The following is a 22474-nucleotide window of genomic DNA, read 5'->3' as shown; positions in this document are numbered from 1 at the left end:
CAGACCTACGCCCTGCACGCGGTCTGGACCGACGTCTATGTTGCTTACAACTATCTGAGATTGCTGATTTAGCCCCTACAACCCCAGCACATCCACCATGTCATATTGACCCGGCGCCTTACCCTGCCCCCAGAGCGCGGCCTTCAACGCGCCGCGGGCAAAGATCGCGCGGTCGGTGGCCAGATGGCGCAGGACGATGCGCTCGCCGGGGGCGGCGAACAAGACGTCGTGTTCACCCACGATGTCGCCGCCGCGAATGGCGTGGAATCCGATATCCCCGCGCTTGCGCGCTCCGGTGATACCGTCGCGGCCCCGATCAGACACATCGGCCAGATTGACACCGCGTCCTTCGGCTGCGGCCTCGCCCAGCATCAGCGCCGTGCCCGAGGGCGCGTCGACCTTGTGGTGGTGGTGGCCCTCGATCACTTCGATATCGAAATCCTCATCCAGCGCAGCGGCAACTTTTTTGGTCAGTTGCACCAGCAGGTTGACGCCGAGGCTCATATTACCAGCGCGCACGATCGCCGCGTGGCGGGAGGCAGGCTCAAGCGCAGCGATCTGTTCATCCGTCATGCCCGTCGTGCCGATCACATGGACACAACGTGCCTGCGCTGCCAGTGCAGCAAATTCCAGCGTCGCTTCGGGCGCGGTAAAATCGATGACAGCCTGCGCCTGTGCGAATGCCTCAAGCGGGTCATCCGTAACAGTAACACCCAGCGCCTGCCCGCCCATGGCTGTGCCCACATCCTGACCGATCCAGTCATGGCCCTTACGCTCGACCACGCCGACCAGACGCGCCTGATCACTGTCGGTCACGGTCTTGATCAGCATCTGCCCCATACGGCCCGAAGCCCCTGTGATGACGATCCCCGGAATATGGGTCATGGCGTTCTTTCCCTGTTTCTGTCGGCTCAAAGCCTCCTACCCGGTTCGGGGCCGCTTGGCAAAGGTGGGATTTGGGCTTAGATCGAGGACATGGCAAAGAACAAATTCCACGATGGCCCCGGCCCGTCCCAACGACAGCTACGTGTCGGCGAACTGATCCGTCGCACCCTGTCTGAGGTTCTGGCGCGCGGAGATGTCCACGACCCCGACCTGAACCGCATGTCGATCACCGTAGGTGAGGTGCGCACCTCGCCCGATCTGAAGATCGCCACCGCTTATGTGCTGCCATTGGGCGGCAAGGGCCAAGAAGACGTGATCGACTTGCTGGCCCGCAACAAGGGCGAGCTGCGGCGCATGATCGGCAAGAAGCTGAATCTGAAATTCTCGCCCGATCTGCGGTTCCGTCTGGATGATACTTTCGACCGTCTGGACGACACCCGCCGCATGTTCGAACAGGACGCGGTGCGCCGCGATCTGGACGAGTGATCCGCACGCTGGTCACATTGGGCGCGGTCCTTTGGGCCGCGCAGGCCGGTGCGGTAAGCTGCGAGAAAGTCACCCACGACGCCAAGCGTTATACTGTTTGCGAGGTGGACGCCGCCAACCAGGATCTGCGCCTCTTTCTGAACGACGACAATGGCGATCTGTTGGGTCATTTTTCCTCGGTGAACGACGCGCTGGCCAGTGACGGCAAGCGACTGGCTTTTGCGATGAACGCCGGGATGTATCACGACGACCGCTCGCCCGTGGGCCACTATGTCGAGAATGGTCAGGAACAGATGCGCGTCATCGCCAATCCCGGCCCCGGCAATTTCGGCCTGCTGCCCAACGGTGTGTTCTGCATCCGCGAGGGCCGCGCGGATGTGTTCGAGACTTTAGATTTCGTTGATCAATCTCCTGATTGTCAGTTTGCAACCCAGTCCGGCCCCATGCTTGTGATCAACGGAGAGTTACACCCGCGCTTTCTGCCCGACTCGACCTCGGTTTTCGTGCGCAACGGTGTCGGCACCAGCGCCGACGGCACACGGGCCGTGTTTGTGATCTCGGACGACTATGTCACCTTCCACGAATTCGGCAGCCTGTTTCGGGATGTGTTGGAAACCCCGAACGCGCTGTTCTTCGACGGTAATATTTCACGGATGTACGAACGGGCCAGCAATCGGTCGGACGTTGGTTTTTCGCTCGGGCCGATCGTGGGCGTGGTCGAGGACGCACCCTGAAATTGACAGGGCTTTTGTGATCCGCTAACTCGCGCGCCTTAGCAAGATTCAAGGTAAGACATGGGACGCAAACGCAAGGGCCGCGACATTTCCGGTTGGCTGGTGGTGGACAAGCCCGCGGGCATGACCTCGACCGCAGTGGTGAACAAGGTGCGTTGGGCGATGGATGCCAAGAAAGCGGGCCACGCGGGGACGCTGGACCCCGAAGCAACCGGCGTTCTGGCCGTTGCACTGGGTGAGGCGACCAAGACCGTTCCATATATCACCGATGCGTTGAAAGCCTACACCTTCACCGTGCGTTTGGGTCAGGCCACCAACACCGACGATGCCGAGGGCGAGGTGATTGCGCAAAGCGATGCACGCCCCACGGATGACGATATCAAGCAGGCGCTGACGCCGTTTCTGGGTGATATCATGCAAGTGCCGCCCAAGTTCTCGGCCGTTAAGATCGACGGCCAGCGCGCCTATAAGCTGGCCCGCGATGGCGAAGATGTGGAACTGTCCGCCCGGCCGCTTTGGGTTGAGGAATTGATCCTTGTCGACCGCCCTGATGAAGACCATGTGGTGCTGGAGATGACCTGCGGCAAAGGCGGCTACGTCCGCTCGATCGCCCGCGATCTGGGCGCGGCGCTGGGATGCCACGGACATGTGAAAGAGCTGCGCCGCATCTGGTCCGGCCCGTTCGAGGTTGAGGATGGACTAAGCATCGAACAGATCGACGAGATGGCCAAGACCACCGCCTTGGACGACTACCTGCACCCGCTAGAAACCGGCCTCGCCGACCTGCCCGAGTTGAAATGCACCCCCGAGGGTGCCACACGCCTGCGCAACGGCAATCCGGGCATGGTGCTGGCCTCGGGCGTGGAATACGGCGACGAGGCGTGGGCCTCTTTGGATGGTAAGGCCGTAGCGGTCGGCATCTACAAATCGGGCGAATTGCACCCCAGCCGGGTGTTCGTCACCTGAACACCGTGCTAGGCGGGGGCATGATTACCCGAACGCATATCAAGGGCGATGCCCCCTCGACCGCCGTCTATTCCGATTGCGAAAACTACCGTTATAGCCTGACCCGCGTGTGGGATGCGGACGGGCGTAAAGCGTTGTTCGTGATGCTGAACCCGTCCACTGCGACCGAGGTGCAGAACGACCCTACGGTTGAACGCTGCGAACGCCGCGCTCGGGCGCTGGGGTTTGGTGCGTTTCAGGTCACGAACATCTTTGCATGGCGCGACACCGACCCGCGCAAAATGCGCGCCGCCGCCGATCCAGTTGGGCCGGAAAATGACGCAGCCATTCTGGATGGTGTGCAATGGGCCGATCAGATCATCGCCGCTTGGGGCACCCACGGCGCCCATCTTGATCGCGGCCCGGCGGTCGAAACCCTGCTGCGCGGCACCGGGCAGCCGCTGTTCCATCTGGGGCTGACCAAGGACGGCCATCCCAAGCATCCGCTCTATATTGCCTATACCCAACAGCCCGAACCATGGTGATCATGGATTAACCACAAATCCAACTCGACTTTGACCAACCATCTGGCAACATGAGACAAATCCCCTTGATGCAGCACGTTTGCGGAGGGATGTCATGTTTCTATTCGGCTTGCTGGGCCTTGCCGCAGTTGGTGGCGCTGCCTATGCGATTGGTGATGTTTTTGAGGCCGACATAGACCTTGAAAACGAGGAAACCGTCGAGGATGAGCCGCAGGAGGTTTCAGAAGGCAACCTGTTGGATGTTGACGAAACCGGAGACATCCCTGCTGAACCCTCGACAGGGACAGTGATATCCGAATTCCAGGGTGATCTGATTATTGCAGGCTCAGAGGGGCCAGACATCCTGGCTGGGCAGGATGGCGACGACCAAATCAACGGGTACAGTAGCAACGATACTGTTGCAGGCGAGGAAGGTGACGACACTCTACACGGCGGCGAAGGTGAAGACCACCTTCTTGGCGAAGACGGACATGATGTCCTGCACGGCGAAGGCGGGGCAGATCAAATAGCGGGGGGTGAGGGGAACGATGCGCTGTTTGGGCATCTCGGCGACGACATTCTGGACGGCGGCACGGGTGAGGACGAGCTATATGGCGGACAGGACAACGACACCCTGATCGGTGGTAAAGGCGCCGATGCTCTGCATGGCGGCTATGGCGACGATCATCTGGACGGTGGCGCGGGACAGGACGTCCTGTTCGGTGGTGATGGTGACGACGTCCTGATAGGTTCGGACGATACTGCGGATTTTCTGAACGGCGGTGATGGAAATGACACCATATTGGCTGATGGCAAAGATATTGTAACTGGCGGCGACGGCAGCGACGATGTTGTTGTGACGGATCAGCAGGAACAAGCGATCACTGTCATGGATTTCCAGCCGGGGCAGGACAAGTTGCTGATCTCATGGGAGGGTGAAGAAGACCCCGACATAAGGATCGAGCCGGACCTCGAGGATGACACGCTGACCAATGTCTCGATCAACGGCCAGCACGTCGCGCAGTTGCTGCACGCCGACGAGCTGACCAACAATGATATCCAACTGATCGCCGAAGGAGATCTGGCGCAACTGGCGGCGACAGGTTAAGCCGCACAGAATCCCTTTGCCATTTATCCCAATTCCGCTTATACGCGCGCATCCGTGCCGGAATCGGTGCGGTTTTCTCCATGGGCCTGCGCTGGACGACATCCCGGCCTGCGCCATCAACCTTAACCTTTTACAAGGAGACCCCGATGTCGATTACTGCCGCTGAAAAAGCACGCGTCATGAAAGAATTCGCAACCAAGGACGGCGACACCGGTTCGCCTGAAGTGCAGGTTGCAATCCTGACCTCGCGCATCAACACCCTGACCGAGCACTTCAAGACCCACAAAAAAGACAACCACGGTCGTCGCGGTCTGCTGAAAATGGTCGCCCAGCGCCGTAAGCTGCTGGACTACCTGAAGGGCAAGGAAGAAGCGCGTTACCAGGACCTGATCCAGAAACTGGGCATCCGCCGCTAAACACCAACTGGTGTTTTCGGGTTCGAAACCCCGGATTTTTGACTTTAACGCCCACCAAACGGTGGGCGTTTTTGTTTGGCCCATAGACAAATTCAGGATGCGATTCGATAACCGCAACCGAACCGGGACATCTGCCAAAACCTCGGAATTGCTAAAGCGGCACCGCAGGACCGCTGATCGCGAGCCGATGTCTTGTTTTTTGGCACCAACACCCGCCTAAAATCTTAACGTTTTCTACATTTTCTTTTCCACTCCGGGCGGCTGCCCTATGATTCCCCTCAGCCCTGACACAAGTCATCTTGTAATTTGCGTAATTGTTTAAGGAGAGTTTGGATGAGGAAGTTTGCCCTCTTGTCCCTGATACCACTGGTGCAAGCCGTTCCTGACGCGGCCCATGCGGATAGCACGTCTGCCGCAAGCGCGTTTGAGGGTGTCTATGCGGGGCTTGAAATTGGCGCGGCCGCAGCAGACGGAACAACGGATTTTCCGGTTCTGTCCGGCGGTACGAGAAATGCCTCGTTCGATCCCGACAACGGCCGCAGCTTTGGTGCGTTGTTTGGCTATAACATGCAGCGCGGCGATATGATCTATGGCGCTGAAGTCCGGTATTCGAACCTGTCTCATGTCGTCGAAAAGGGCGACCCCGAAACGCGGGAAGTGATGGATTTCGCTGACCTTCGTGGCCGGGTTGGGTACGTGAACGGCGATTTCATGTTCTACGGCGCTTTGGGTTGGTCATGGTCCAGATTGCGGGTCCACCCAAGTGCGCAATTTGACAGGGAAAGCCAGACAACGCTGGACGGCTTCAACATCGGCTTGGGTATGGAGTACAACTTCAACGACCGCTGGTTTGCCGGTGCAGACTACACCTATCGTGATGTGAGCGGCGATTTTGACGACGCACCAAACGACTCGGATTTTGACCTGAGCACCATCACGGCACGCGTCGCCTATCGATTCTGACGCGCACAAAACGTCCGGCAGGTCCATAATCCTGACGGCCCGAAACAGGCCGATGCCGACAACTCGGCTCGGTCTGGCAAGCTCGTACAGCCGCGCTCCAAGGGAAAACCGATGCCCATTTTTCCGAACATCAAGGTGATCTTTGTCCACATCCCCAAATCCGGCGGATCAACTGTGACTACGGTTCTGAAACGGGACCGCTTTTTTGGGCGACAAGTCAATCCGCGCGACCCGCGCGACAAAAATATCGACTATATCTCTCAGTACTTTGACCTGTTGGGCGCCGACGCCAATGACTATTTCAAGTTCAGCTTTGTGCGCAATCCATGGGACCGCTTTGTTTCAGGGTATCACTACGTGTGTCAAAGGCGGCCCGAAATCACCGAGGTAACTGAACATGGGTCGTTCAAAGAATTCGCGCAGGCCCTTTCCCAAGACCCCGAAAAGTTTCTGCAAATCCGCTATTTTCAACCGCAATATCTGTACCTGACCGACGCATCAGGAAACATGCCCCTGGACTTTGTCGGGCGTTTCGAACGGTTTGATGACGACCTTCGCAAGGCACTGAAACAGATCGGAATGCGACGCCTCGTTATTCGGCACCGCAAACAGTCGAAGCGCACGGATTATCGGGATTACTATGACCAGGAAACCCGCGACATTGTTGGCCGCGTGTACGCCCGGGACATCGATGTGTTCAATTATGCGTTCGAAGATGGACGCCACCGTGAAAAACCGGGTTTATTTGGGCGGCTCGGGCAGTCCTAATTACAGTCCGTAGCGCCAACAAGGCCGCCACTGAGCCCGTCCGGCACAATCGCCTAAAGGCATACTTAAAACATAGAAACTTAAGAGATTTTTCAAAAAGTTCTGCAAGGTAATTGTAGGAACACTCTTTTCGAACGCTCCGGGATGGGCCATTAGTCGGTTCGTCAAACAAGGGAACAAAGTTTTTTGTTCTCGTTTAGATTCTCAGGACTGGTCGACCCTCAAATGGCAAATTTCAGCATCGCAAACGGTGACTCCGCCACGTTTACGGATACGTCCGCAGGCGACGGTTTCGTCATTGATTTTGACACACTGGACAACAGCTTCAGCATTCGGATCAACGATGTTGACCTGTTCATAGGCGGGCCAGCTGGCGCGGAGAACGAACTTCAGTTCCAAATTGTCCAAACGGAAGGGCAGACTGTCCAGTTTGCCGATGGCGACCGGTACGAAATTGACACGCCCGCCGTCTGGCAGCTTGGCAATACCAACGGCGAACCCGTCGTCCGCCTGGAGGTGAGCCCCGACGGCACCATCGAACTGTACGGTGTAAAGGAAGACAACGGTCCGCTGGTCCCGCTGCAATTGTTCAACGGGCTGACCGTCAACACGGACGCAATTGCAGCGGCCTGGAATGACAGCGGCGACAACACAATTGAGATTGACCAGTCAGAAACAGGCCCCACAAACGCGGCCGGCGAATTTATCGACGTCCTGTGTTTTGCAGCCGGAACACTCATTGAGACCCGCGAAGGCCCCGTCGCAGTTGAAGACCTGAAAATCTCGGATCAGATTCTGACCTTTGACAACGGCTTTAAGCCTATTCGCTGGATCGGGTCGCGCGCGTTGACCCGGGCCGAGCTTGACGCCCAGCCAAAGCTCAAACCCATTGTAATCAGGGCGAACGCGCTGGGGGTCGGTTACCCCAAGCGGGACTTGATTGTTTCACCGCAACACCGCGTTCTTGTTTCGTCGGTTGTCGCCTTGCGCATGTTCGAACGCAAGGACGTCCTGATCCCGGCGAAAAAGCTGATTTCTCTGGACGGTGTGGAAACTCTGAAGGCGACACCGGATGGGGTGGAGTATTTCCACATCCTGTTCGATGCGCATGAAATCATCTGGTCCAACGGGGCACCGACCGAAAGCCTGTTTACCGGGCCGGAGGCTTTGAAATCCGTCCCCGAGGATTCCAGAAAAGAGATTCTGGAGCTGTTCCCCGAATGCTGCGAGCCGCAATTCCAGACACATTCCGCTCGATATATCCCGCAGAAGGGCAAACAGGTGCGAAAGCTGGTGGAACGGCACCGGGCCAATCACAAACCCCTTATTGACGGCCTTGCGTCCTCGGCTCAGAACTAGGCGGCAACTGACCCAATCGCGGCCTTCAAGTGCGGGTTACTTCTCATTGCGCAGTCTTTAACCAAAAAAACGCCCGCCAAATGACGGGCGTTTCTGATTTCATTCGAACGTTGTTACATCTTGGCTTTCTCTGACTTCAGCGCCAGCCAGAGGCAATAGCACATGATCAGAACAACCATCGTAAACGGAATACCGGTCGAGACCGCCGCACCCTGAAGGGCAACCAATCCACCGCCCAGCAAGAGCGCGATTGCAACCAGCCCTTCCAGTGTGCACCAGAACACGCGCTGGATCACCGGAGCATCCATCTTGCCGCCCGCGGTGATCGTGTCGATCACCAGCGAACCGGAATCCGACGAGGTCACAAAGAACACCACGATCAGGATCAACGCGATCGGTGCGACGATACCATAAAGCGGAAGCTCTTTCAGGAAGCCAAACAGCGCGCCTTCGGGGGCATAGCTGTCGATCACGGTGGCGCGGACACCTTCCGCTCCGCCTGCGTTCAGCATGTCAATCGCGGCACCGCCGAAAGTAGACATCCAAAGGGCGCAAACCGCCGTGGGTGCCAGCAACGCGCAGATAACGAACTCTCGCACTGTGCGGCCCTTCGAGATACGGGCGATGAACATGCCCACAAACGGCGACCATGCAATCCACCAGGCCCAGTAGAAGGTCGTCCAGCCGTGGAAATAGCTGGTATCTTCTCGCCCGAACGGGTTGGACAAGGCCGGTAAGTGCAGCACGTAATCTGTCATGACGTTGAAATACCGCGCAATGGCTGTTCCAACACCGGTGACCGCGATCACGAACAGGAACAAACCAACGGCCATGATCATGTTGATCTCGCTCAGCCGTTTGACACCTGCATCCATGCCCAAAAGGACCGATCCCAGAGCAATCATCGTGATTCCGATGATCAGCAGCACCACAACTGTCGGGCTGGGTTCGATGCCGAACACCTCATAAAGGCCTGCGGCCACCTGCTGCGCACCCAATCCAAGCGAGGTTGTCAGACCGAACAGCGTGGCGAAAACAGCCAGGGTATCAATGATATGACCCCACCAGCCCCACACGCGCTCGCCAAGGATCGGGTAGAAGGCCGACCGTAGGGTCAATGGCAAGCCAAGGTTGTAGCTGAAGATGGCCAGTGCAAGGCCGACGGCGGCGTAGACGGCCCAGCCCTCAAGCCCCCAATGGTGGATCGTACCGACAACACCGGCATACTCATTACCGGGCACCGCGATATCAATTCCCAATGGAACTGCGTTTCCGTCCTCGGCAAAGTTGTAATAAACCGGTTCCATCACACCGAAAAACAACAAACCGATCCCGATCCCGGCTGCAAACATCATCGCAATCCAACCCGCATAGGAATAGTCGGGTTTGGCGTCTTTGCCGCCGATCCGTACCTTGCCAACGGGCAAGACGATTAGCGCCAAACAAAACAGGGTGATTGCATCCACGGAAAGAACAAGGAACCAATCGAACGTACTGGTCAGCCATGGCCGAAGCCATCCAAAGAACGTCGCCGCGGCCTCTTGATTGGCCAATGCGATCAGAACGAACGCAAATATGAGGATACTTGAGATCAGGAATACCGGGTTATGGATGTCCAAACCGAAGGGTCGGACGTTATCCTGCCCAAGTTCGTATTCGGTTTCAAAGTCATAAATCCGGGGATCCGGATCCAGCATTTTCTTCGTCTGAGCCATTCGACTGCCCCTCTGTTCGCTAGGTGCAAACGCCAAGGTATTCGGTCGACTGACGGATATGAGTATTGTACCCCCTTGGCGCGTTTCCGTCTTTTCGACCGCGGGTTCAGTGATAACAGCTTACATTGACATCATATTTTTGCAAAATGCATTCGAATTGCCGCATTTGTTCAAACAAATTCGAACGAAAGCCTGGTATGTTCGGCAACTCTGTTCCGATGGGTCGGATTGCCCTCAATTGCCCCACTATGCGGTTTCGCTTTCCTTTGGCTGCAATCTCATGTATGCGCGCGGGTATCTGAGACGTTGTGCCCTGACCCCGGCACTCGAACGGAAGATAAAATGGGGTCGGCGGCAATGGGGCCGCCATGCAAAACGGGAGACCCGGAGGGCCGGGAGTGCTCCCTTTTAGGATACGCAAATGTTTGATGTAACAAAGAAATCAATGCAGTGGGGCGAAGAGACGCTGACACTGGAAACTGGCAAGGTTGCCCGTCAGGCGGACGGCACCGTGATCGCCACGCTGGGCGAAACCAGCGTCATGGCGAACGTGACCTTTGCCAAGCAACAAAAGCCCGGTCAGGACTTTTTCCCGCTGACCGTGCACTACCAAGAAAAATACTATGCCGCCGGTAAAGTTCCGGGTGGCTTCTTCAAGCGCGAGGCGCGCCCGACCGAGAAAGAGACGCTGACCGCGCGTCTGATCGACCGTCCGATCCGCCCGCTGTTCGTTGACGGCTTCAAAAACGAAGTTCTGGTCATGTGCACCGTGCTGTCTCACGATCTGGTCAACGATCCCGACATCGTGGCGATGATCGCGGCCTCGGCTGCTTTGACCATTTCCGGTGCGCCTTTCATGGGCCCGATCGCCGGTGCCCGTGTTGGTTTCGTGGATGGCGAATACGTCCTAAACCCGACCGTAGACGACATGCAGGACCTGCGCCTGAACCCCGAACAGCGTCTGGATCTGGTTGTGGCCGGCACCAAAGACGCCGTGATGATGGTGGAATCGGAAGCTTACGAGCTGTCTGAGTCCGAAATGCTGGGCGCCGTGACCTTCGCGCACGAGCAGATCCAGCCGGTCATCGACCTGATCATCGCTCTGGCCGAAGACGCCGCCAAAGAGCCGTTTGAATTCGCAGCACCCGACTATGCGGACCTCTATGCTGCTGTTTCGGCCGCTGGCGAAGAGCAGATGCGCGCCGCCTTCGCAATCACCGACAAGCAAGAGCGCACCGCCGCTGTTGCCGCGGCACGTGAAGCGATCAAAGAAGCCCTGACCGAGGAACAGCTGGAAGACGCTAACCTCGGTTCCGCGATGAAAAAGCTGGAAGCTGGCATTCTGCGTGGCGACGTCGTCAAAGGCGGCAAGCGGATCGACGGTCGCTCGACCACCGATATCCGTTCCATCGTTGCAGAAACCTCGATGCTGCCCCGAACCCATGGTTCGGCCCTGTTCACCCGTGGTGAAACACAGGCGCTGGCCGTGACCACGCTGGGCACCGGTGACGATGAACAATTCATCGACGCGCTGCACGGCAACTTCAAATCGAACTTCCTGCTGCACTACAACTTCCCTCCGTATTCGGTTGGTGAAGTTGGCCGCGTTGGTGGCCCCGGCCGTCGCGAGATCGGCCACGGCAAGCTGGCATGGCGTGCGCTTCAGGCGGTTCTGCCTGCGGCGACCGACTTCCCCTACACGATCCGTATCGTGTCCGAAATCACTGAATCGAACGGCTCCAGCTCGATGGCTTCGGTCTGCGGCGGTTCGTTGTCGATGATGGATGCGGGCGTTCCGCTGAAAGCGCCGGTTGCTGGTGTGGCCATGGGCCTGATCCTGGAAGATGACGGCAACTATGCCATCCTGTCGGACATTCTGGGTGACGAAGACCACCTGGGCGACATGGACTTCAAAGTGGCGGGTACCGAAAACGGCATCACCTCGCTGCAGATGGACATCAAGGTTGCGGGCATCACACCCGAGATCATGGAGAAAGCCCTGGCACAGGCCAAGGACGGCCGGATGCACATTCTGGGCGAGATGGGCAAAGCCCTGTCCGAGACCAACGAATTCTCGGTCCACGCCCCGCGCATCGAGACCATGAACATCCCAACCGACAAGATCCGCGAAGTGATCGGCTCGGGCGGTAAGGTCATCCGCGAGATCGTCGAAGTTTCGGGTGCCAAGGTCGACATCAACGACGACGGCGTCATCAAGATCGCGTCACCGGATGGTGAATCGATCCAAAAGGCCTATGACATGATCTATTCGATCGTGGCCGAGCCGGAAGAAGGTCAGATCTACACTGGTAAAGTGGTCAAGATCGTCGACTTCGGTGCCTTCGTGAACTTCTTTGGCAAGCGCGACGGTCTGGTCCACGTATCTCAGATCGAAAACCGCCGTCTGAACCATCCGTCGGATGTTCTGAAAGAAGGTCAGGAAGTTAAGGTCAAGCTGCTGGGCTTTGACGATCGCGGCAAGGTCCGCCTGTCGATGAAAGTGGTCGATCAGGAAACCGGCGAAGAGATCGTGCCTGAGAAGAAAGAAAAGAAAGAAGACGCCGAGTAATCGGGAACTCTTTTCTTAAATAATGAAAGACCCCGGTTATGGCCGGGGTCTTTTGTTTAGTGGGCCACGCCGGACGGCCCATGCTTCATAATATGCCATTGTCCAAAGCTGTCGTTCAAATCCAGTTTGATCGCCGCATTCGCTTTGGTCGATGCATTGCCAATTTCCGCCAGAGTGAATTCGATCCCACCGGGTATGTCGATCCGCACCCGGTGCTCTCCTCCGCCGTGCGGGGCCTGAATCGGTCGTCCAGTCGAGCTGAGCACATCGCCGATGGTAACACTGGCCGTGCGCCTCTCCATGTCCATCTCGAAATCAATTGGCAGATACAGCGTCTCGTGAACGGTTTTGCACATCGCCCGAAAGACGAACCAATGGGTCGCCATTTCTTCGGTCTCTTCACCGTGGAAGACCTTTTCCAGCGCCGCGCGCTGCGCATCCGAGGCGCTTGGATCGATGATAACCTGCATCTCGCCGCCGCCTTCAAAAATAGGACCGGGCCACGCATAAATTAGTGCGGCTTTCGCCCCGACAAGGTTCGTATCGCCAAAATGCCCCTTTGAAATTTCCAGAACTTCAAATCCACGGCAGTTCCCGTGTGTAGGCAATTCTTCGAACTGACAAGGGCAGGCATAGCCGCAGTTGCAGTTCCCAAAAGCCTCACCTTCGACATACCAATCTGTAAATGCCATCGTCTTCTCCTGTAATGCACAGTGTGAACGCTCGATGTTTGTGGCCGTGTGCCTGTTCGTCAGCTCAATCGCCATACCCTATCACAAAAGGTCGGATTCACGAACCGAGGCGCACTTCCATTCTGAAAGCCGCACCTGCCAGTTCGGTGCCAAACAAGGTCTTTCAGACCATGTGACAGATCAATCGCACAAGTCTTGAGGGAATTTCTGTACCTGACCGGACCTATAGTTGTATTTTGCCCTTCTTACCCTCTGGTTTCTCTTTCCCAGATTGCGTGCGTGTTCTATGCACTTGTGCATGCGCTCTTTTGTTATTCACATGTCCTCAAGTACGGCCCGGCGGCCCAACGCAGAAAAGCTTTGCGCTAGTCTGCCAAACGCCGAACTATTCGAGGCAGTGAATGGTCGCAATTCTGACCAGATCGCAGATGTAGAGTTGTTTCCCGGCAATTTGCATCGTCCCGAATACCCGTTCAATTTGCGACCAGCAGAAATCGGAGTGTTCGAAAGCCACCGCCGAATCTGGCAGAAGCTGGTGGATGAAAAGATCGACCTGGCCATCATTACCGAGGACGACCTGCGCGTTGACCCCTGCCGGATGGACGAGGCGCTGAAGATGCTCACCCCGATCGCGACACCCGACCATTACATCCGCATTCCGGTAAAGCAGCGCGAAATTGCGGCGCAGGTGCTGGCCCGGCGCAACGACATGCGACTGATCCTGCCCAAGGTGATCGGATTGCAATGCGTGTGTCAGTTGGTCGGACGTCGTGCGGCCGAGCGGCTGCTTGAGGCCACCAACAAAATCGACCGCCCGATTGACACGTTCCTACAAATGCACTGGTTGACGGGCCAGCCGATTCTGGCGCTGCTAGGCAGCGGCAATCAGGAGGTCGCCAACGAGATCGGTGGGTCCACGATTCAAACCCGCCCTCCACTTGGTGACAAAATTTCCCGAGAGTTCAAGCGCGCCGCTTACCGCGCGAAGCTTTATCAACACCCGCAGCGACCCGCGGCGTGACCGGCGCATAAGATCGAACCTATGCGCACAGCGGATAAGCGGGGCATTTAGCCCCGCCCTCTGTCTTAGCTGGGCGCCTTGGTTTTGCGCAGGTAAGGGAAGATCGTCTCAAACTCACCAAACTTTTCCTTGGCTTCTTCGTTCGAAACCGCTGGTGGAATGATCACGTCTTCGCCCGGAATCCAGTTGGCCGGAGTTGCTACGCCCTTGGCGCTCATTTGCAAGCCGTCCAAGGCGCGCAGGATTTCTGCAAAGTTACGGCCTACGGTCATCGGATAGGTCATCGACAGCTTCAGTTGCTTGTCAGGGCCAATGATAAAGACCGAACGGACCGTGGCGCTGTCAGCCGGTGTGCGGCCATCCGGCAGGTACGCTTCGGCTGGCAGCATGTCGAAAGCTTTCGAAACGGCCAGCCCGTCATCCGCGATGATCGGGAAACCGGGGTTGGCATTGCCATAAGCTTCGATGTCTTTCTTCCACTTTTTGTGGTCCTCGACGCCGTCGACGGACACACCCAGAACTTTGGTATTCCGTGCAGCCCATTCATCATTCAGTTGGGCCACGGCCGAGAATTCGGTGGTGCAGACCGGGGTGAAATCCTTGGGGTGCGAAAACAGAATGGCCCAGCTGTCACCAATCCAGTCGTGAAACTGAATGGTTCCCTGATCCGTTTCTGCAGTGAAATTCGGGACGGTGTCGTTAATGCGCAAACCCATGGGGCGTCTCCTTTCCTGCTGATAAGCCGAAATCGGCTGACGCAAATTTAATCACTTTGCCGACAAGTTAAACCAATCATTTGAGGCTGAGTGACAAAACTGCGTTACTCATACGGTCGCGCAATTGGAATTGCCCCCTTGCCCCTTGCTGACCGGGGTGACAAAGTGCCCACAAAACCGACCGGACGGTCGGAGAATATTTGTGGAAAGGTGGAGCCATGATCGACAAGCGGAACTTCTATATTAACGGCCAGTGGGTCGCCCCGGCACAGGCCAACGATTTTGAGGTCATCAACCCCTCGACCGAAGACCCCTGCGCGGTGATTTCACTTGGAGGCGCCGACGATACCAACGCCGCAGTCGCTGCCGCCAAAGCCGCCCTGCCCGGCTGGATGGCAACCCCGGTACAAGAGCGTATTGCGCTGGTTGAAAAGCTGGTTGAGATCTACCTGTCGCGCTCGGAAGATCTGGCGCAAGCCATGTCTCTGGAAATGGGTGCTCCGATTGATATGGCGCGCACGCAGCAGTCTGGCGCCGGTGTCTTTCACCTGAAAAATTTCGTCCGTGCAGCCAAGGCGTTTCAGTTCGAACGCCCCTTGGGGGATCACGCCCCCAACGACCGGATTATCTATGAAGCTGTGGGCGTCGCCGCCCTGATCACACCTTGGAACTGGCCGATGAACCAGATCACACTCAAGGTGGGCGCGGCTGCGATTGCGGGCTGCACCATGGTTCTGAAACCGTCCGAGCAAAGCCCGCTGAACGCGATGATCTTTGCCGAGATGATGGACGAGGCCGGGTTCCCGGCAGGCGTGTTCAACCTAGTGAATGGCGATGGTGTGGGCGTGGGATCGCAACTGTCGGCGCATCCAGATGTGGATATGATCAGTTTCACCGGCTCGACCCGCGCGGGCACCGCGATCTCAAAGAACGCCGCAGATACCTTGAAGAAAGTGCATCTTGAACTGGGCGGCAAGGGCGCAAACGTCGTCTTTGCCGATGCCGATGAAAAGGCCGTTAAGCGCGGCGTGCTGCATATGATGAACAACACCGGCCAAAGCTGTAACGCCCCCAGCCGTATGCTGGTGCAACGCCCGATCTACGATCAGGCGGTCGAGACTGCCGCGCAAGTTGCCAACATGGTTTCGGTCGGGAACGCTCAAGAAGAAGGGCGGCACATTGGCCCCGTGGTGAACGAGCTTCAGTGGAACAAGATTCAGGATCTGATCCAGAAAGGCATCGACGAAGGCGCGCGTCTGGTCGCAGGTGGCACCGGTCGGCCTGAAGGTCTGAACAAAGGCTATTATGTCCGTCCCACGGTTTTTGCCGATGCCAATAACCAGATGACCATCGCGCGCGAGGAGATCTTTGGCCCGGTTCTGACCATGATCCCCTTCGATACCGAGGAAGAAGCCGTCGAGATCGCCAATGACACGCCGTATGGCCTGACAAACTATGTCCAGACGCAGGACGGAAGCCGTGCCAACCGCATGGCACGGGAACTGCGTTCGGGAATGGTCGAGATGAACGGCCAGTCGCGCAGCGCGGGGTCTCCGTTCGGGGGGATGAAACAGTCCGGCAACGGACGCGAAGGCGGCGTCTGGGGTCTTGAGGATTTCCTTGAGGTCAAGGCTGTTGGCGGTTGGGCCGCCGAGTAACCGCATTCGGACATAATCCAGTTGTGAGGCACCCTAGGGTGCCTCGCTTTGTTTTCAGGCTTCCGCCTGCGCGGCCTCATAGGCCAGCATGGCGCGTTTGACGGGCAGGCCCCAGTGATAGCCGCCCAACCCGCCAGATTTACGCAAAGCACGGTGGCAGGGAATCAGCCAACTGACCGGATTGCGCCCGACCGCAGTACCAACAGCACGCACCGCTTGCGGAGACCCAACCCGCTGCGCGATCTCGGAATAAGTCGTTACCTGCCCCGAAGGGATATGCATCAGCGCTTCCCACACTTTGATTTGCAGCGGTGAACCGATCAAGTGCAGCGGGGTTTCCCCACGGTTCGCCCCAAACGATGCCTCGACCCACGGGCGTAGCTTTTCGGTATCCTCGACGTAATCCGCCTTGGGCCAGCGGGACGTCATGTCCTCCATTGCGGCTGCCTCGCCAGTTTCCGCACCGAACGCCATGCCGCAGATGCCCTTGTCGGTGCCCATCACTAGTGCCGGACCAAAGGGGCAATCGAACCAGCCCCAATAAATCGTCAGACCCGCGCCTTTGCGCGCGTATTCGCCGGGGCTCATGGATTCCCATTTCAAGAACAGATCATGCAGGCGACCGCTGCCAGACAGACCCACGTTATGCGCGGTTTCCAGCGTGGTGAAACGCTCGCGCAGCAGGGCTTTTGCATGGCCCAGCGTCAGGTACTGCTGATACCGTTTCGGTGACACCCCGGTCCAGCGTGAAAACAGACGCTGGAAATGGGCCGGGCTCATGTCCATCTGATCGGCCAGTTCTTCCAGAGACAGGGATTCGCCGCCCTGATCAATCAGTTCAATCGCGCGCCGCATGACGTTGTAGTGATATCCGCTTTCGGGGGTTTGAACATTCATGACTCTCACCTCTTATGTTGCCCGAACCATATCGCGGTGACAGCGCCCCGGCGACCCGAAACCTGCGCATTGGCTTTAGGCTTGTGTCACCAGCCCTTGGGCGGCATTAAGGCGCGGATGGCAAAACAACTTGATTATCACACGATCCGCGAGATCTTTACGCGCTTTCAGGACGCCGACCCCGAACCCAAGGGCGAGCTTGAGCATGTGAACGTCTATACCCTTGTCGTGGCCGTGGCGCTGTCGGCGCAAGCGACCGATGCGGGTGTCAACAAGGCCACGCGCGAATTGTTCAAGATCGCCGACACCCCGCAAAAGATGCTGGATCTGGGTGAAGAGGGCCTGATCGAACACATCAAGACCATCGGCCTGTTCCGCCAAAAGGCCAAGAACGTCATCAAACTCAGCCGCATTCTGGTCGAAGACTATGGCGGCGAGGTGCCCAATTCCCGTGCCGCCCTGCAATCCCTGCCCGGTGTGGGGCGCAAGACGGCCAATGTGGTTCTGAACATGTGGTGGCGGCAACCGGCACAGGCGGTGGATACGCATATCTTCCGCGTCGGCAACCGCACCGGCATTTGCCCCGGCAAAACCGTGGACGCGGTCGAGCGCGCAATCGAAGATAACATCCCCGCCGATTTCCAATTGCACGCACATCACTGGCTGATCCTGCATGGCCGCTATAACTGCAAGGCGCGCAAACCCCTGTGCGGAACCTGTATCATCCGCGATCTCTGCGAATTTGAGGACAAGAACCTATGAAAACCTATCAGCTTACCGGTATCGGCAACGCCGTCGTGGACGTGATCTCTCAGGCCGATGACAGCTTTCTGGAGCTGATGGGCATCGAAAAAGGCATCATGCAACTGATCGAGCAGGAACGCGGCGAGGTGCTGTATGCCTCGATGGAAGGTCGGGTGCAGACGCCGGGCGGTTCGGTCGCCAACACCATCGCAGGGGCCGGGGCGCTGGGGCTGGATGCAGCCTTTATTGGGCGTGTGCATGACGACGCTTTGGGCCGGTTCTATGCGGATGCGATGAACGAAGAGGGCGTCGACTTCGTCAACCCTCCGGTGCCGGGAGGGGAACTGCCGACCTCGCGTTCGATGATCTTTGTCTCGCCCGATGGGGAACGGTCGATGAACACCTATCTAGGGATTTCGTCCGAGCTGTCTTCGACCGACGTGTCCGCGGATGTGTCGGGCAACAGCCAGATCATGTTCCTTGAAGGCTATTTGTTTGACAAGGAAAAGGGCAAGGCCGCATTTCTTGAGGCCGCGCGCACCTGTCACAAGGGCGGCGGCAAGGCCGGAATCGCAATTTCCGACCCGTTCTGCGTGGAACGTCACCGGGTCGATTTCTTGCTGTTGATCGAAAACGAATTGGATTTCGTCATCGGGAACGAAGCCGAGATCAAATCCCTGTTCGAAACCGACGATCTGGAAGACGCACTGGCAAAGACCGCGGACATTTGCCCTCTGGTCGTGTGTACCCGGTCAGGCGATGGTGTGACGGTGTTGTATGAAGGGCAACGGGTTGATGTGCCCGTCGAAAAAGTTGTGCCGGTCGATGCCACCGGCGCGGGCGATCAGTTCGCCGCCGGGTTCCTGTTTGGCATGGCCACGGGCCGCGATTACGAGACCTGCGCCAAAATAGGCAATGTCTGCGCCCGCGAAGTGATCAGCCATATCGGCCCCCGCCCCGAGGCGAACATGCAGGAATTGCTTCGGGCTGAAGGGTTGCTGTAAGGCAGACAATGGATCATTGGAGAATAAATTATTGAAGAAAATTCTATTTCCCCTCGTTTCCCTTATGATGCCCGGTTTCGCCGGTGCGGGCATGAAAGACGGCCCATGTCAACATTGGGACCAGACCGAACCTGACCCCTATTGCGCGTCTTTCCTGTGGTGGCTGCCTCAATATGATGAGGACTTTGACATTTCAAAGACCCAAGGACGGTACTCGGTAGACTGTTCGACGCCGGGCGACATTGAGCTTTCAGGTATGGAAGCACGCGATTCGTTCAAACTCGTTCTGAATGGTCAACCTGTGGCGGATGCAGAAATGGTGTTCAGCTACTACGGTAATCAAAATCATCCGGTGACTTATTTGTTTGGGGTGATGTCCGAAAACATGCCACACGGGATTACCGTAAATGGCGATCAAGGCGGATTCTATGTTCTCGAAGATACAAAAAACGGTCGCCGCCTGAGCCAATGCGTTGAATAGGCCTAGGACCCAGCCGCCGCGTCGTTCAGAGACCAATCGTATTTGTAGGAGCTGACGCGGCGCACGTCTTGTAGGCGCGTTTTCAGATCCGGATCGGCAACGGTTCGGACATAGGCTAAGACCGCCTGTTCGTTCGGTCCGAAATCTTCGCGGAACCAGATGAAGATTTTGGACAGGATCAGCCCGCCATTGTCGTTGAACCGAACCCCGCGCGGGTCGTTGATATATTCATGTTCGGCGGCGGCGAAATCACGCTCCAGCGTTTCGGCCTGCCAAGCGCGGTTCATCAGGTTGGGGCAGCCGACAGCCGCACAATTCAGCGCGTAGTGGATTCGCGGCTCGGCATAGTTGGGTCGGATGATGCGATGCTCGATGTCGTTCAGGGTCAGGTTTTGCCCGGCCACCGTTACCAACGGTCGGTTCCACGGACCGATCGACAACGGCCCGTCCTTGATGTCGCGGATCGAGGCGACGGGGTAGTTCTCAAGGATCACATCCACCGTCACCGCGTTATACATGTTGATCCAATAGGCCAATTGCTGATCGCGGGTCAGAGCGGCAGGGTCCACCGCTTGCAACGCCGTCAGATACTCGTCCAGCCGCACCTTGTCGGCCTGCGTTACCTGCCCATAAGCCACTCGGTTCACCCCTTGCGCATCCGGAGCGACATAGCGGTTCAGGAACAGGGTCCAGTCACTGTGATCCACTCGCGCACCGGGCGGTGGCGCAGATTGCGTCAGGGCACCGTCCGGCAATGGGGCCGCAGCGGGCAGGGCCAACCGCTCGACACTGGCGCAGGCGACCAGCAGGGGTAGCAGCAAGATCAGTATTAAACGCATTGAGGCCCCCCGGCATTGACGATGGACCTTGGGCAACGCGGCAAGGTCTGGCGGATACCCAACAGTTAGAGGCGAGCCCCGGACAGGGCTACGCCCCCTCACGTCAACGTGCAGGACGGTGATCGTATCAACCGCAACATCCGCGCGATTGACGTGTCTGGACCGACGTGGGTGCTTCGTTCTGGTTAGCGCCGCGCCCCAGCCAAGTGCGATCGGCCAGATAAAAATCTGTAAACCGAACGGCGAAATCTTCGGATACCGACTTTTGCGGAATCCCTGTCGCCAACACAGCCTGTTGCCATGCCTTCACCTTAGGATAACGCGCCAGCATGTCATGACCGCTATGCGCTTCGACGATCGAAGCGCGGTGCAATAGCGGCAGCCACGCCATATCGACATTGCCCAGCGCCTCGCCACCAAAGAACGGGTCGCTGCCCATTGTCTGTTCGACCCTGGCAAAGGCGGCGTTCAGTTTTGACATACGTTCGGTAAACGTCGCCAAATCGGCGCTTTGCATCGCGCTGCACTGGACAAGATAATGCTTGCTGGCCTGATAGCTCCAGGCGCGGTTCAGGGCGCGTTGCTCGGGCGTCAAATCGGGTTGCAGCGGCGCGGAAATGTCATCGATATATTCCGCGACCGCGTCAGACTCGAAAAGCGGTGTGCCGCCTTCAGTCACCAGAACAGGCACCTGACCTGTTGGCGAGAGGTCAAGGAACCAGTCGGGCTTGTCGCTGAGACTGATGTAATCAATCTGATAAGGTATCTGTTTGGCCTCAAGCAACGCGGTTACGCGCTGCACGAAGGGGCAGATTTTGAAGCTAATGATACGGATCATCTTCGTTTCCTTTTGGTGGTTTCATCTGTCAGACGAAGCCCGCGCCAAAAAGACGACGTTCAGATCAACATTTTTTGCAGTTTTCCGATTTTATCTGCACATCCGCGATGTTTCCGCGCGCATCCATTGTGATGTCACAGCAGTTTTCAAACGCTTTTCGCAACTCAGCCCGACCTTTCTGTACGCGAGACTTGAGGGTCGAATACGGTAGACCATGTGCCACAGCGTAATCATTCTGAGACATTCCGTTGATATCTATAGCCATCAGCATATCCGCTGTTTCCGCGGGCAGGCCGCGAATGAACGGCTCAACGCAGCCTTCCAAATCCTGCCGGGTTTCGGGGTCATCGCGGTGATACCACAGGTCATCCGGGTGCGCCTGCGCGCGGCCGGACTTGCGATAGAAATCAATGATGGTGCGATCTGCGGTCTGAAAAAGCCATGGCTGCAACTTGGACGGATCCATCAGCGCAGGCAAACCTGTAAACACTTTGACCGAAATCTCTTGCAACAGGTCGTCCACATCCGCTGCATTCGCAACGCGCGAGTGCAAAAACGCCTTCAGGCGCGCACGGTACTTGGGCCAGATGTCCTCGATGCGCATGACACTTTATGACAGGTGTTCGGCAAAGGCGGCAACAACCTGTTCATAAACGTCACGTTTAAACGGCACGATCTCTTGCACCAACCGCGAAGGCTCCTGCCATTTCCAGCGGGTGAACTCGGGGTGATCGGTGTCGATATTGATCTGATCGTCGCGGCCTGAGTAGCGCAGCAGAAACCATTTCTGCTCTTGCCCACGAAAGCGACCTTTCCAGATTTTCGGGACGATATCATGCGGCAGGTCATAAGGCAGCCAACCTGGCGTTTCGGCCACGACCTCGACCAGATCTGCGGTCACCCCTGTTTCTTCCCAAAGCTCGCGCAGGGCCGCATCGCGGGGGTCTTCGCCCTTGTCCACGCCCCCTTGCGGCATCTGCCAAGCGTTTTTGTGGCGATCATTGCGCTGGCCCACGAAAATCTGGCCATGCGCATTCATCAACATCAGGCCAACACAAGGACGATAGGGCAGTTTCGCGATCTGATCAGGGGTCATGCTTGGTCTCTTTTTC

24 protein-coding genes are annotated in these 22474 nt (G+C 57.4%); 15 read left to right on the top strand and 9 right to left on the bottom strand.

Annotated features, from left to right (window positions below; all coding sequences use genetic code 11):
• Positions 1–75 precede the first annotated feature (75 nt).
• On the bottom strand, positions 76–885 hold the full coding sequence (gene dapB, locus GOV87_RS10165; protein ID WP_171124214.1) for a 4-hydroxy-tetrahydrodipicolinate reductase: 810 nt from the start codon (positions 883–885) through the stop codon (positions 76–78).
• 90 nt (positions 886–975) lie between these two features.
• On the opposite strand from dapB, the gene rbfA reads away from it, so the two are divergent.
• The 9 genes from rbfA to GOV87_RS10120 all read left to right on the top strand — a co-directional run bounded on the left by rbfA (position 976) and on the right by GOV87_RS10120 (position 8188).
• Positions 976–1371, top strand: a complete 396-nt coding sequence (rbfA, locus tag GOV87_RS10160; RefSeq protein WP_170379347.1) for a 30S ribosome-binding factor RbfA — start codon at positions 976–978, stop codon at positions 1369–1371.
• Positions 1368–2105 (top strand): phosphodiester glycosidase family protein, encoded by a 738-nt coding sequence (locus GOV87_RS10155; protein ID WP_171122913.1) that lies wholly within the window; start codon positions 1368–1370, stop codon positions 2103–2105. The genes rbfA and GOV87_RS10155 overlap by 4 nt, the downstream gene beginning before the upstream one ends.
• Before the next feature lie 60 nt (positions 2106–2165).
• On the top strand, positions 2166–3071 hold the full coding sequence (gene truB / locus GOV87_RS10150) for a tRNA pseudouridine(55) synthase TruB (protein ID WP_171211675.1): 906 nt from the start codon (positions 2166–2168) through the stop codon (positions 3069–3071).
• Between the two features lie 20 nt (positions 3072–3091).
• Positions 3092–3595 (top strand): DUF1643 domain-containing protein, encoded by a 504-nt coding sequence (locus tag GOV87_RS10145; protein ID WP_171211674.1) that lies wholly within the window; start codon positions 3092–3094, stop codon positions 3593–3595.
• A gap of 94 nt (positions 3596–3689) precedes the next feature.
• The gene (locus GOV87_RS10140) at positions 3690–4682 is read left to right on the top strand and encodes a calcium-binding protein (protein ID WP_171211673.1); all 993 of its coding nucleotides are present in this window, start codon (positions 3690–3692) and stop codon (positions 4680–4682) included.
• Between the two features lie 146 nt (positions 4683–4828).
• Positions 4829–5098 (top strand): 30S ribosomal protein S15, encoded by a 270-nt coding sequence (gene rpsO / locus GOV87_RS10135; RefSeq protein WP_171122921.1) that lies wholly within the window; start codon positions 4829–4831, stop codon positions 5096–5098.
• A 333-nt stretch (positions 5099–5431) separates the two neighbouring features.
• Positions 5432–6061, top strand: coding sequence for an outer membrane protein (locus GOV87_RS10130; RefSeq protein ID WP_171122923.1), 630 nt, complete (start codon positions 5432–5434; stop codon positions 6059–6061).
• Positions 6062–6172: 111 nt separating this feature from the next.
• The gene (locus GOV87_RS10125) at positions 6173–6829 is read left to right on the top strand and encodes a sulfotransferase family protein (RefSeq protein ID WP_171211672.1); all 657 of its coding nucleotides are present in this window, start codon (positions 6173–6175) and stop codon (positions 6827–6829) included.
• Positions 6830–7054: 225 nt separating this feature from the next.
• Positions 7055–8188 (top strand): Hint domain-containing protein, encoded by a 1134-nt coding sequence (locus GOV87_RS10120; protein WP_171211671.1) that lies wholly within the window; start codon positions 7055–7057, stop codon positions 8186–8188.
• Between the two features lie 113 nt (positions 8189–8301).
• Here the strand turns inward: GOV87_RS10120 and GOV87_RS10115 are convergent, their stop codons facing one another.
• On the bottom strand, positions 8302–9903 hold the full coding sequence (locus GOV87_RS10115) for a BCCT family transporter (RefSeq protein ID WP_171211670.1): 1602 nt from the start codon (positions 9901–9903) through the stop codon (positions 8302–8304).
• A 421-nt stretch (positions 9904–10324) separates the two neighbouring features.
• On the opposite strand from GOV87_RS10115, the gene pnp reads away from it, so the two are divergent.
• Positions 10325–12472 (top strand): polyribonucleotide nucleotidyltransferase, encoded by a 2148-nt coding sequence (pnp, locus tag GOV87_RS10110; RefSeq protein ID WP_171124201.1) that lies wholly within the window; start codon positions 10325–10327, stop codon positions 12470–12472.
• A 56-nt stretch (positions 12473–12528) separates the two neighbouring features.
• Here the strand turns inward: pnp and GOV87_RS10105 are convergent, their stop codons facing one another.
• Positions 12529–13164 carry a DUF1326 domain-containing protein gene (locus GOV87_RS10105; RefSeq protein ID WP_171122936.1) on the bottom strand — a complete coding sequence of 212 codons (636 nt, stop codon included), beginning with the start codon at positions 13162–13164 and terminating at the stop codon, positions 12529–12531.
• A 286-nt stretch (positions 13165–13450) separates the two neighbouring features.
• Here GOV87_RS10105 and GOV87_RS10100 point away from each other — a divergent pair, with 286 nt between their 5' ends.
• Positions 13451–14185: a glycosyltransferase family 25 protein gene (locus GOV87_RS10100; protein WP_371808229.1), complete on the top strand. Its 735-nt coding sequence runs from the start codon at positions 13451–13453 to the stop codon at positions 14183–14185.
• A 65-nt stretch (positions 14186–14250) separates the two neighbouring features.
• Here GOV87_RS10100 and GOV87_RS10095 read toward each other — a convergent pair whose 3' ends face one another.
• Entirely contained in the window at positions 14251–14901 is a 651-nt protein-coding gene (locus GOV87_RS10095) for a peroxiredoxin (protein ID WP_171122940.1), read from the bottom strand.
• A 218-nt stretch (positions 14902–15119) separates the two neighbouring features.
• Here GOV87_RS10095 and GOV87_RS10090 point away from each other — a divergent pair, with 218 nt between their 5' ends.
• Positions 15120–16559, top strand: coding sequence for an aldehyde dehydrogenase family protein (locus GOV87_RS10090; protein ID WP_171211669.1), 1440 nt, complete (start codon positions 15120–15122; stop codon positions 16557–16559).
• Positions 16560–16613: 54 nt separating this feature from the next.
• On the opposite strand, the gene GOV87_RS10085 is transcribed toward GOV87_RS10090, so the two are convergent.
• Positions 16614–17456 (bottom strand): bifunctional helix-turn-helix domain-containing protein/methylated-DNA--[protein]-cysteine S-methyltransferase, encoded by an 843-nt coding sequence (locus tag GOV87_RS10085; RefSeq protein WP_171211668.1) that lies wholly within the window; start codon positions 17454–17456, stop codon positions 16614–16616.
• 117 nt (positions 17457–17573) lie between these two features.
• Between GOV87_RS10085 and nth the strand changes: the two genes are divergently transcribed.
• The 3 genes from nth to GOV87_RS10070 are packed head-to-tail and all read left to right on the top strand — an operon-like array spanning position 17574 to position 19685.
• On the top strand, positions 17574–18218 hold the full coding sequence (gene nth / locus GOV87_RS10080) for an endonuclease III (RefSeq protein ID WP_171211667.1): 645 nt from the start codon (positions 17574–17576) through the stop codon (positions 18216–18218).
• Positions 18215–19204, top strand: coding sequence for an adenosine kinase (locus GOV87_RS10075; protein ID WP_171122949.1), 990 nt, complete (start codon positions 18215–18217; stop codon positions 19202–19204). The genes nth and GOV87_RS10075 overlap by 4 nt, the downstream gene beginning before the upstream one ends.
• Positions 19205–19220: 16 nt before the next feature.
• Positions 19221–19685 (top strand): hypothetical protein, encoded by a 465-nt coding sequence (locus tag GOV87_RS10070; RefSeq protein WP_171211666.1) that lies wholly within the window; start codon positions 19221–19223, stop codon positions 19683–19685.
• A gap of 2 nt (positions 19686–19687) precedes the next feature.
• On the opposite strand, the gene GOV87_RS10065 is transcribed toward GOV87_RS10070, so the two are convergent.
• The 4 genes from GOV87_RS10065 to GOV87_RS10050 all read right to left on the bottom strand — a co-directional run bounded on the left by GOV87_RS10065 (position 19688) and on the right by GOV87_RS10050 (position 22458).
• Positions 19688–20524: a DUF547 domain-containing protein gene (locus tag GOV87_RS10065; protein ID WP_171211665.1), complete on the bottom strand. Its 837-nt coding sequence runs from the start codon at positions 20522–20524 to the stop codon at positions 19688–19690.
• A 127-nt stretch (positions 20525–20651) separates the two neighbouring features.
• The gene (locus tag GOV87_RS10060) at positions 20652–21362 is read right to left on the bottom strand and encodes a glutathione S-transferase family protein (RefSeq protein WP_171211664.1); all 711 of its coding nucleotides are present in this window, start codon (positions 21360–21362) and stop codon (positions 20652–20654) included.
• A gap of 64 nt (positions 21363–21426) precedes the next feature.
• Entirely contained in the window at positions 21427–21966 is a 540-nt protein-coding gene (gene sigZ / locus GOV87_RS10055) for an RNA polymerase sigma factor SigZ (RefSeq protein WP_171124187.1), read from the bottom strand.
• Positions 21967–21972: 6 nt separating this feature from the next.
• Positions 21973–22458, bottom strand: coding sequence for an RNA pyrophosphohydrolase (locus tag GOV87_RS10050; protein WP_171122956.1), 486 nt, complete (start codon positions 22456–22458; stop codon positions 21973–21975).
• Positions 22459–22474 lie beyond the last annotated feature (16 nt).

Origin of the sequence: Ruegeria sp. HKCCA5426 (assembly GCF_013034585.1) — a bacterium.
GTDB lineage: Bacteria > Pseudomonadota > Alphaproteobacteria > Rhodobacterales > Rhodobacteraceae > Ruegeria.
This window is presented reverse-complemented; position numbering and strand designations above follow the sequence as displayed.

What these genes read in the sequence shown, in the direction of transcription:
- GOV87_RS10125 (WP_171211672.1), top strand. Translation starts at nt 6,173, where the DNA reads ATGCCCATTTTTCCGAACATCAAGGTGATCTTTGTCCACATCCCCAAA.
- pnp (WP_171124201.1), top strand. Translation starts at nt 10,325, where the DNA reads ATGTTTGATGTAACAAAGAAATCAATGCAGTGGGGCGAAGAGACGCTG.
- GOV87_RS10130 (WP_171122923.1), top strand. Translation starts at nt 5,432, where the DNA reads ATGAGGAAGTTTGCCCTCTTGTCCCTGATACCACTGGTGCAAGCCGTT.
- GOV87_RS10095 (WP_171122940.1), bottom strand. Translation starts at nt 14,901, where the DNA reads ATGGGTTTGCGCATTAACGACACCGTCCCGAATTTCACTGCAGAAACG.
- GOV87_RS10100 (WP_371808229.1), top strand. Translation starts at nt 13,451, where the DNA reads ATGCACTTGTGCATGCGCTCTTTTGTTATTCACATGTCCTCAAGTACG.
- GOV87_RS10145 (WP_171211674.1), top strand. Translation starts at nt 3,092, where the DNA reads ATGATTACCCGAACGCATATCAAGGGCGATGCCCCCTCGACCGCCGTC.
- GOV87_RS10060 (WP_171211664.1), bottom strand. Translation starts at nt 21,362, where the DNA reads ATGATCCGTATCATTAGCTTCAAAATCTGCCCCTTCGTGCAGCGCGTA.
- nth (WP_171211667.1), top strand. Translation starts at nt 17,574, where the DNA reads ATGGCAAAACAACTTGATTATCACACGATCCGCGAGATCTTTACGCGC.
- GOV87_RS10085 (WP_171211668.1), bottom strand. Translation starts at nt 17,456, where the DNA reads ATGAATGTTCAAACCCCCGAAAGCGGATATCACTACAACGTCATGCGG.
- GOV87_RS10120 (WP_171211671.1), top strand. Translation starts at nt 7,055, where the DNA reads ATGGCAAATTTCAGCATCGCAAACGGTGACTCCGCCACGTTTACGGAT.
- GOV87_RS10140 (WP_171211673.1), top strand. Translation starts at nt 3,690, where the DNA reads ATGTTTCTATTCGGCTTGCTGGGCCTTGCCGCAGTTGGTGGCGCTGCC.
- GOV87_RS10090 (WP_171211669.1), top strand. Translation starts at nt 15,120, where the DNA reads ATGATCGACAAGCGGAACTTCTATATTAACGGCCAGTGGGTCGCCCCG.
- GOV87_RS10105 (WP_171122936.1), bottom strand. Translation starts at nt 13,164, where the DNA reads ATGGCATTTACAGATTGGTATGTCGAAGGTGAGGCTTTTGGGAACTGC.
- dapB (WP_171124214.1), bottom strand. Translation starts at nt 885, where the DNA reads ATGACCCATATTCCGGGGATCGTCATCACAGGGGCTTCGGGCCGTATG.
- sigZ (WP_171124187.1), bottom strand. Translation starts at nt 21,966, where the DNA reads ATGCGCATCGAGGACATCTGGCCCAAGTACCGTGCGCGCCTGAAGGCG.
- GOV87_RS10075 (WP_171122949.1), top strand. Translation starts at nt 18,215, where the DNA reads ATGAAAACCTATCAGCTTACCGGTATCGGCAACGCCGTCGTGGACGTG.
- GOV87_RS10065 (WP_171211665.1), bottom strand. Translation starts at nt 20,524, where the DNA reads ATGCGTTTAATACTGATCTTGCTGCTACCCCTGCTGGTCGCCTGCGCC.
- GOV87_RS10115 (WP_171211670.1), bottom strand. Translation starts at nt 9,903, where the DNA reads ATGGCTCAGACGAAGAAAATGCTGGATCCGGATCCCCGGATTTATGAC.
- truB (WP_171211675.1), top strand. Translation starts at nt 2,166, where the DNA reads ATGGGACGCAAACGCAAGGGCCGCGACATTTCCGGTTGGCTGGTGGTG.
- rpsO (WP_171122921.1), top strand. Translation starts at nt 4,829, where the DNA reads ATGTCGATTACTGCCGCTGAAAAAGCACGCGTCATGAAAGAATTCGCA.
- rbfA (WP_170379347.1), top strand. Translation starts at nt 976, where the DNA reads ATGGCAAAGAACAAATTCCACGATGGCCCCGGCCCGTCCCAACGACAG.
- GOV87_RS10050 (WP_171122956.1), bottom strand. Translation starts at nt 22,458, where the DNA reads ATGACCCCTGATCAGATCGCGAAACTGCCCTATCGTCCTTGTGTTGGC.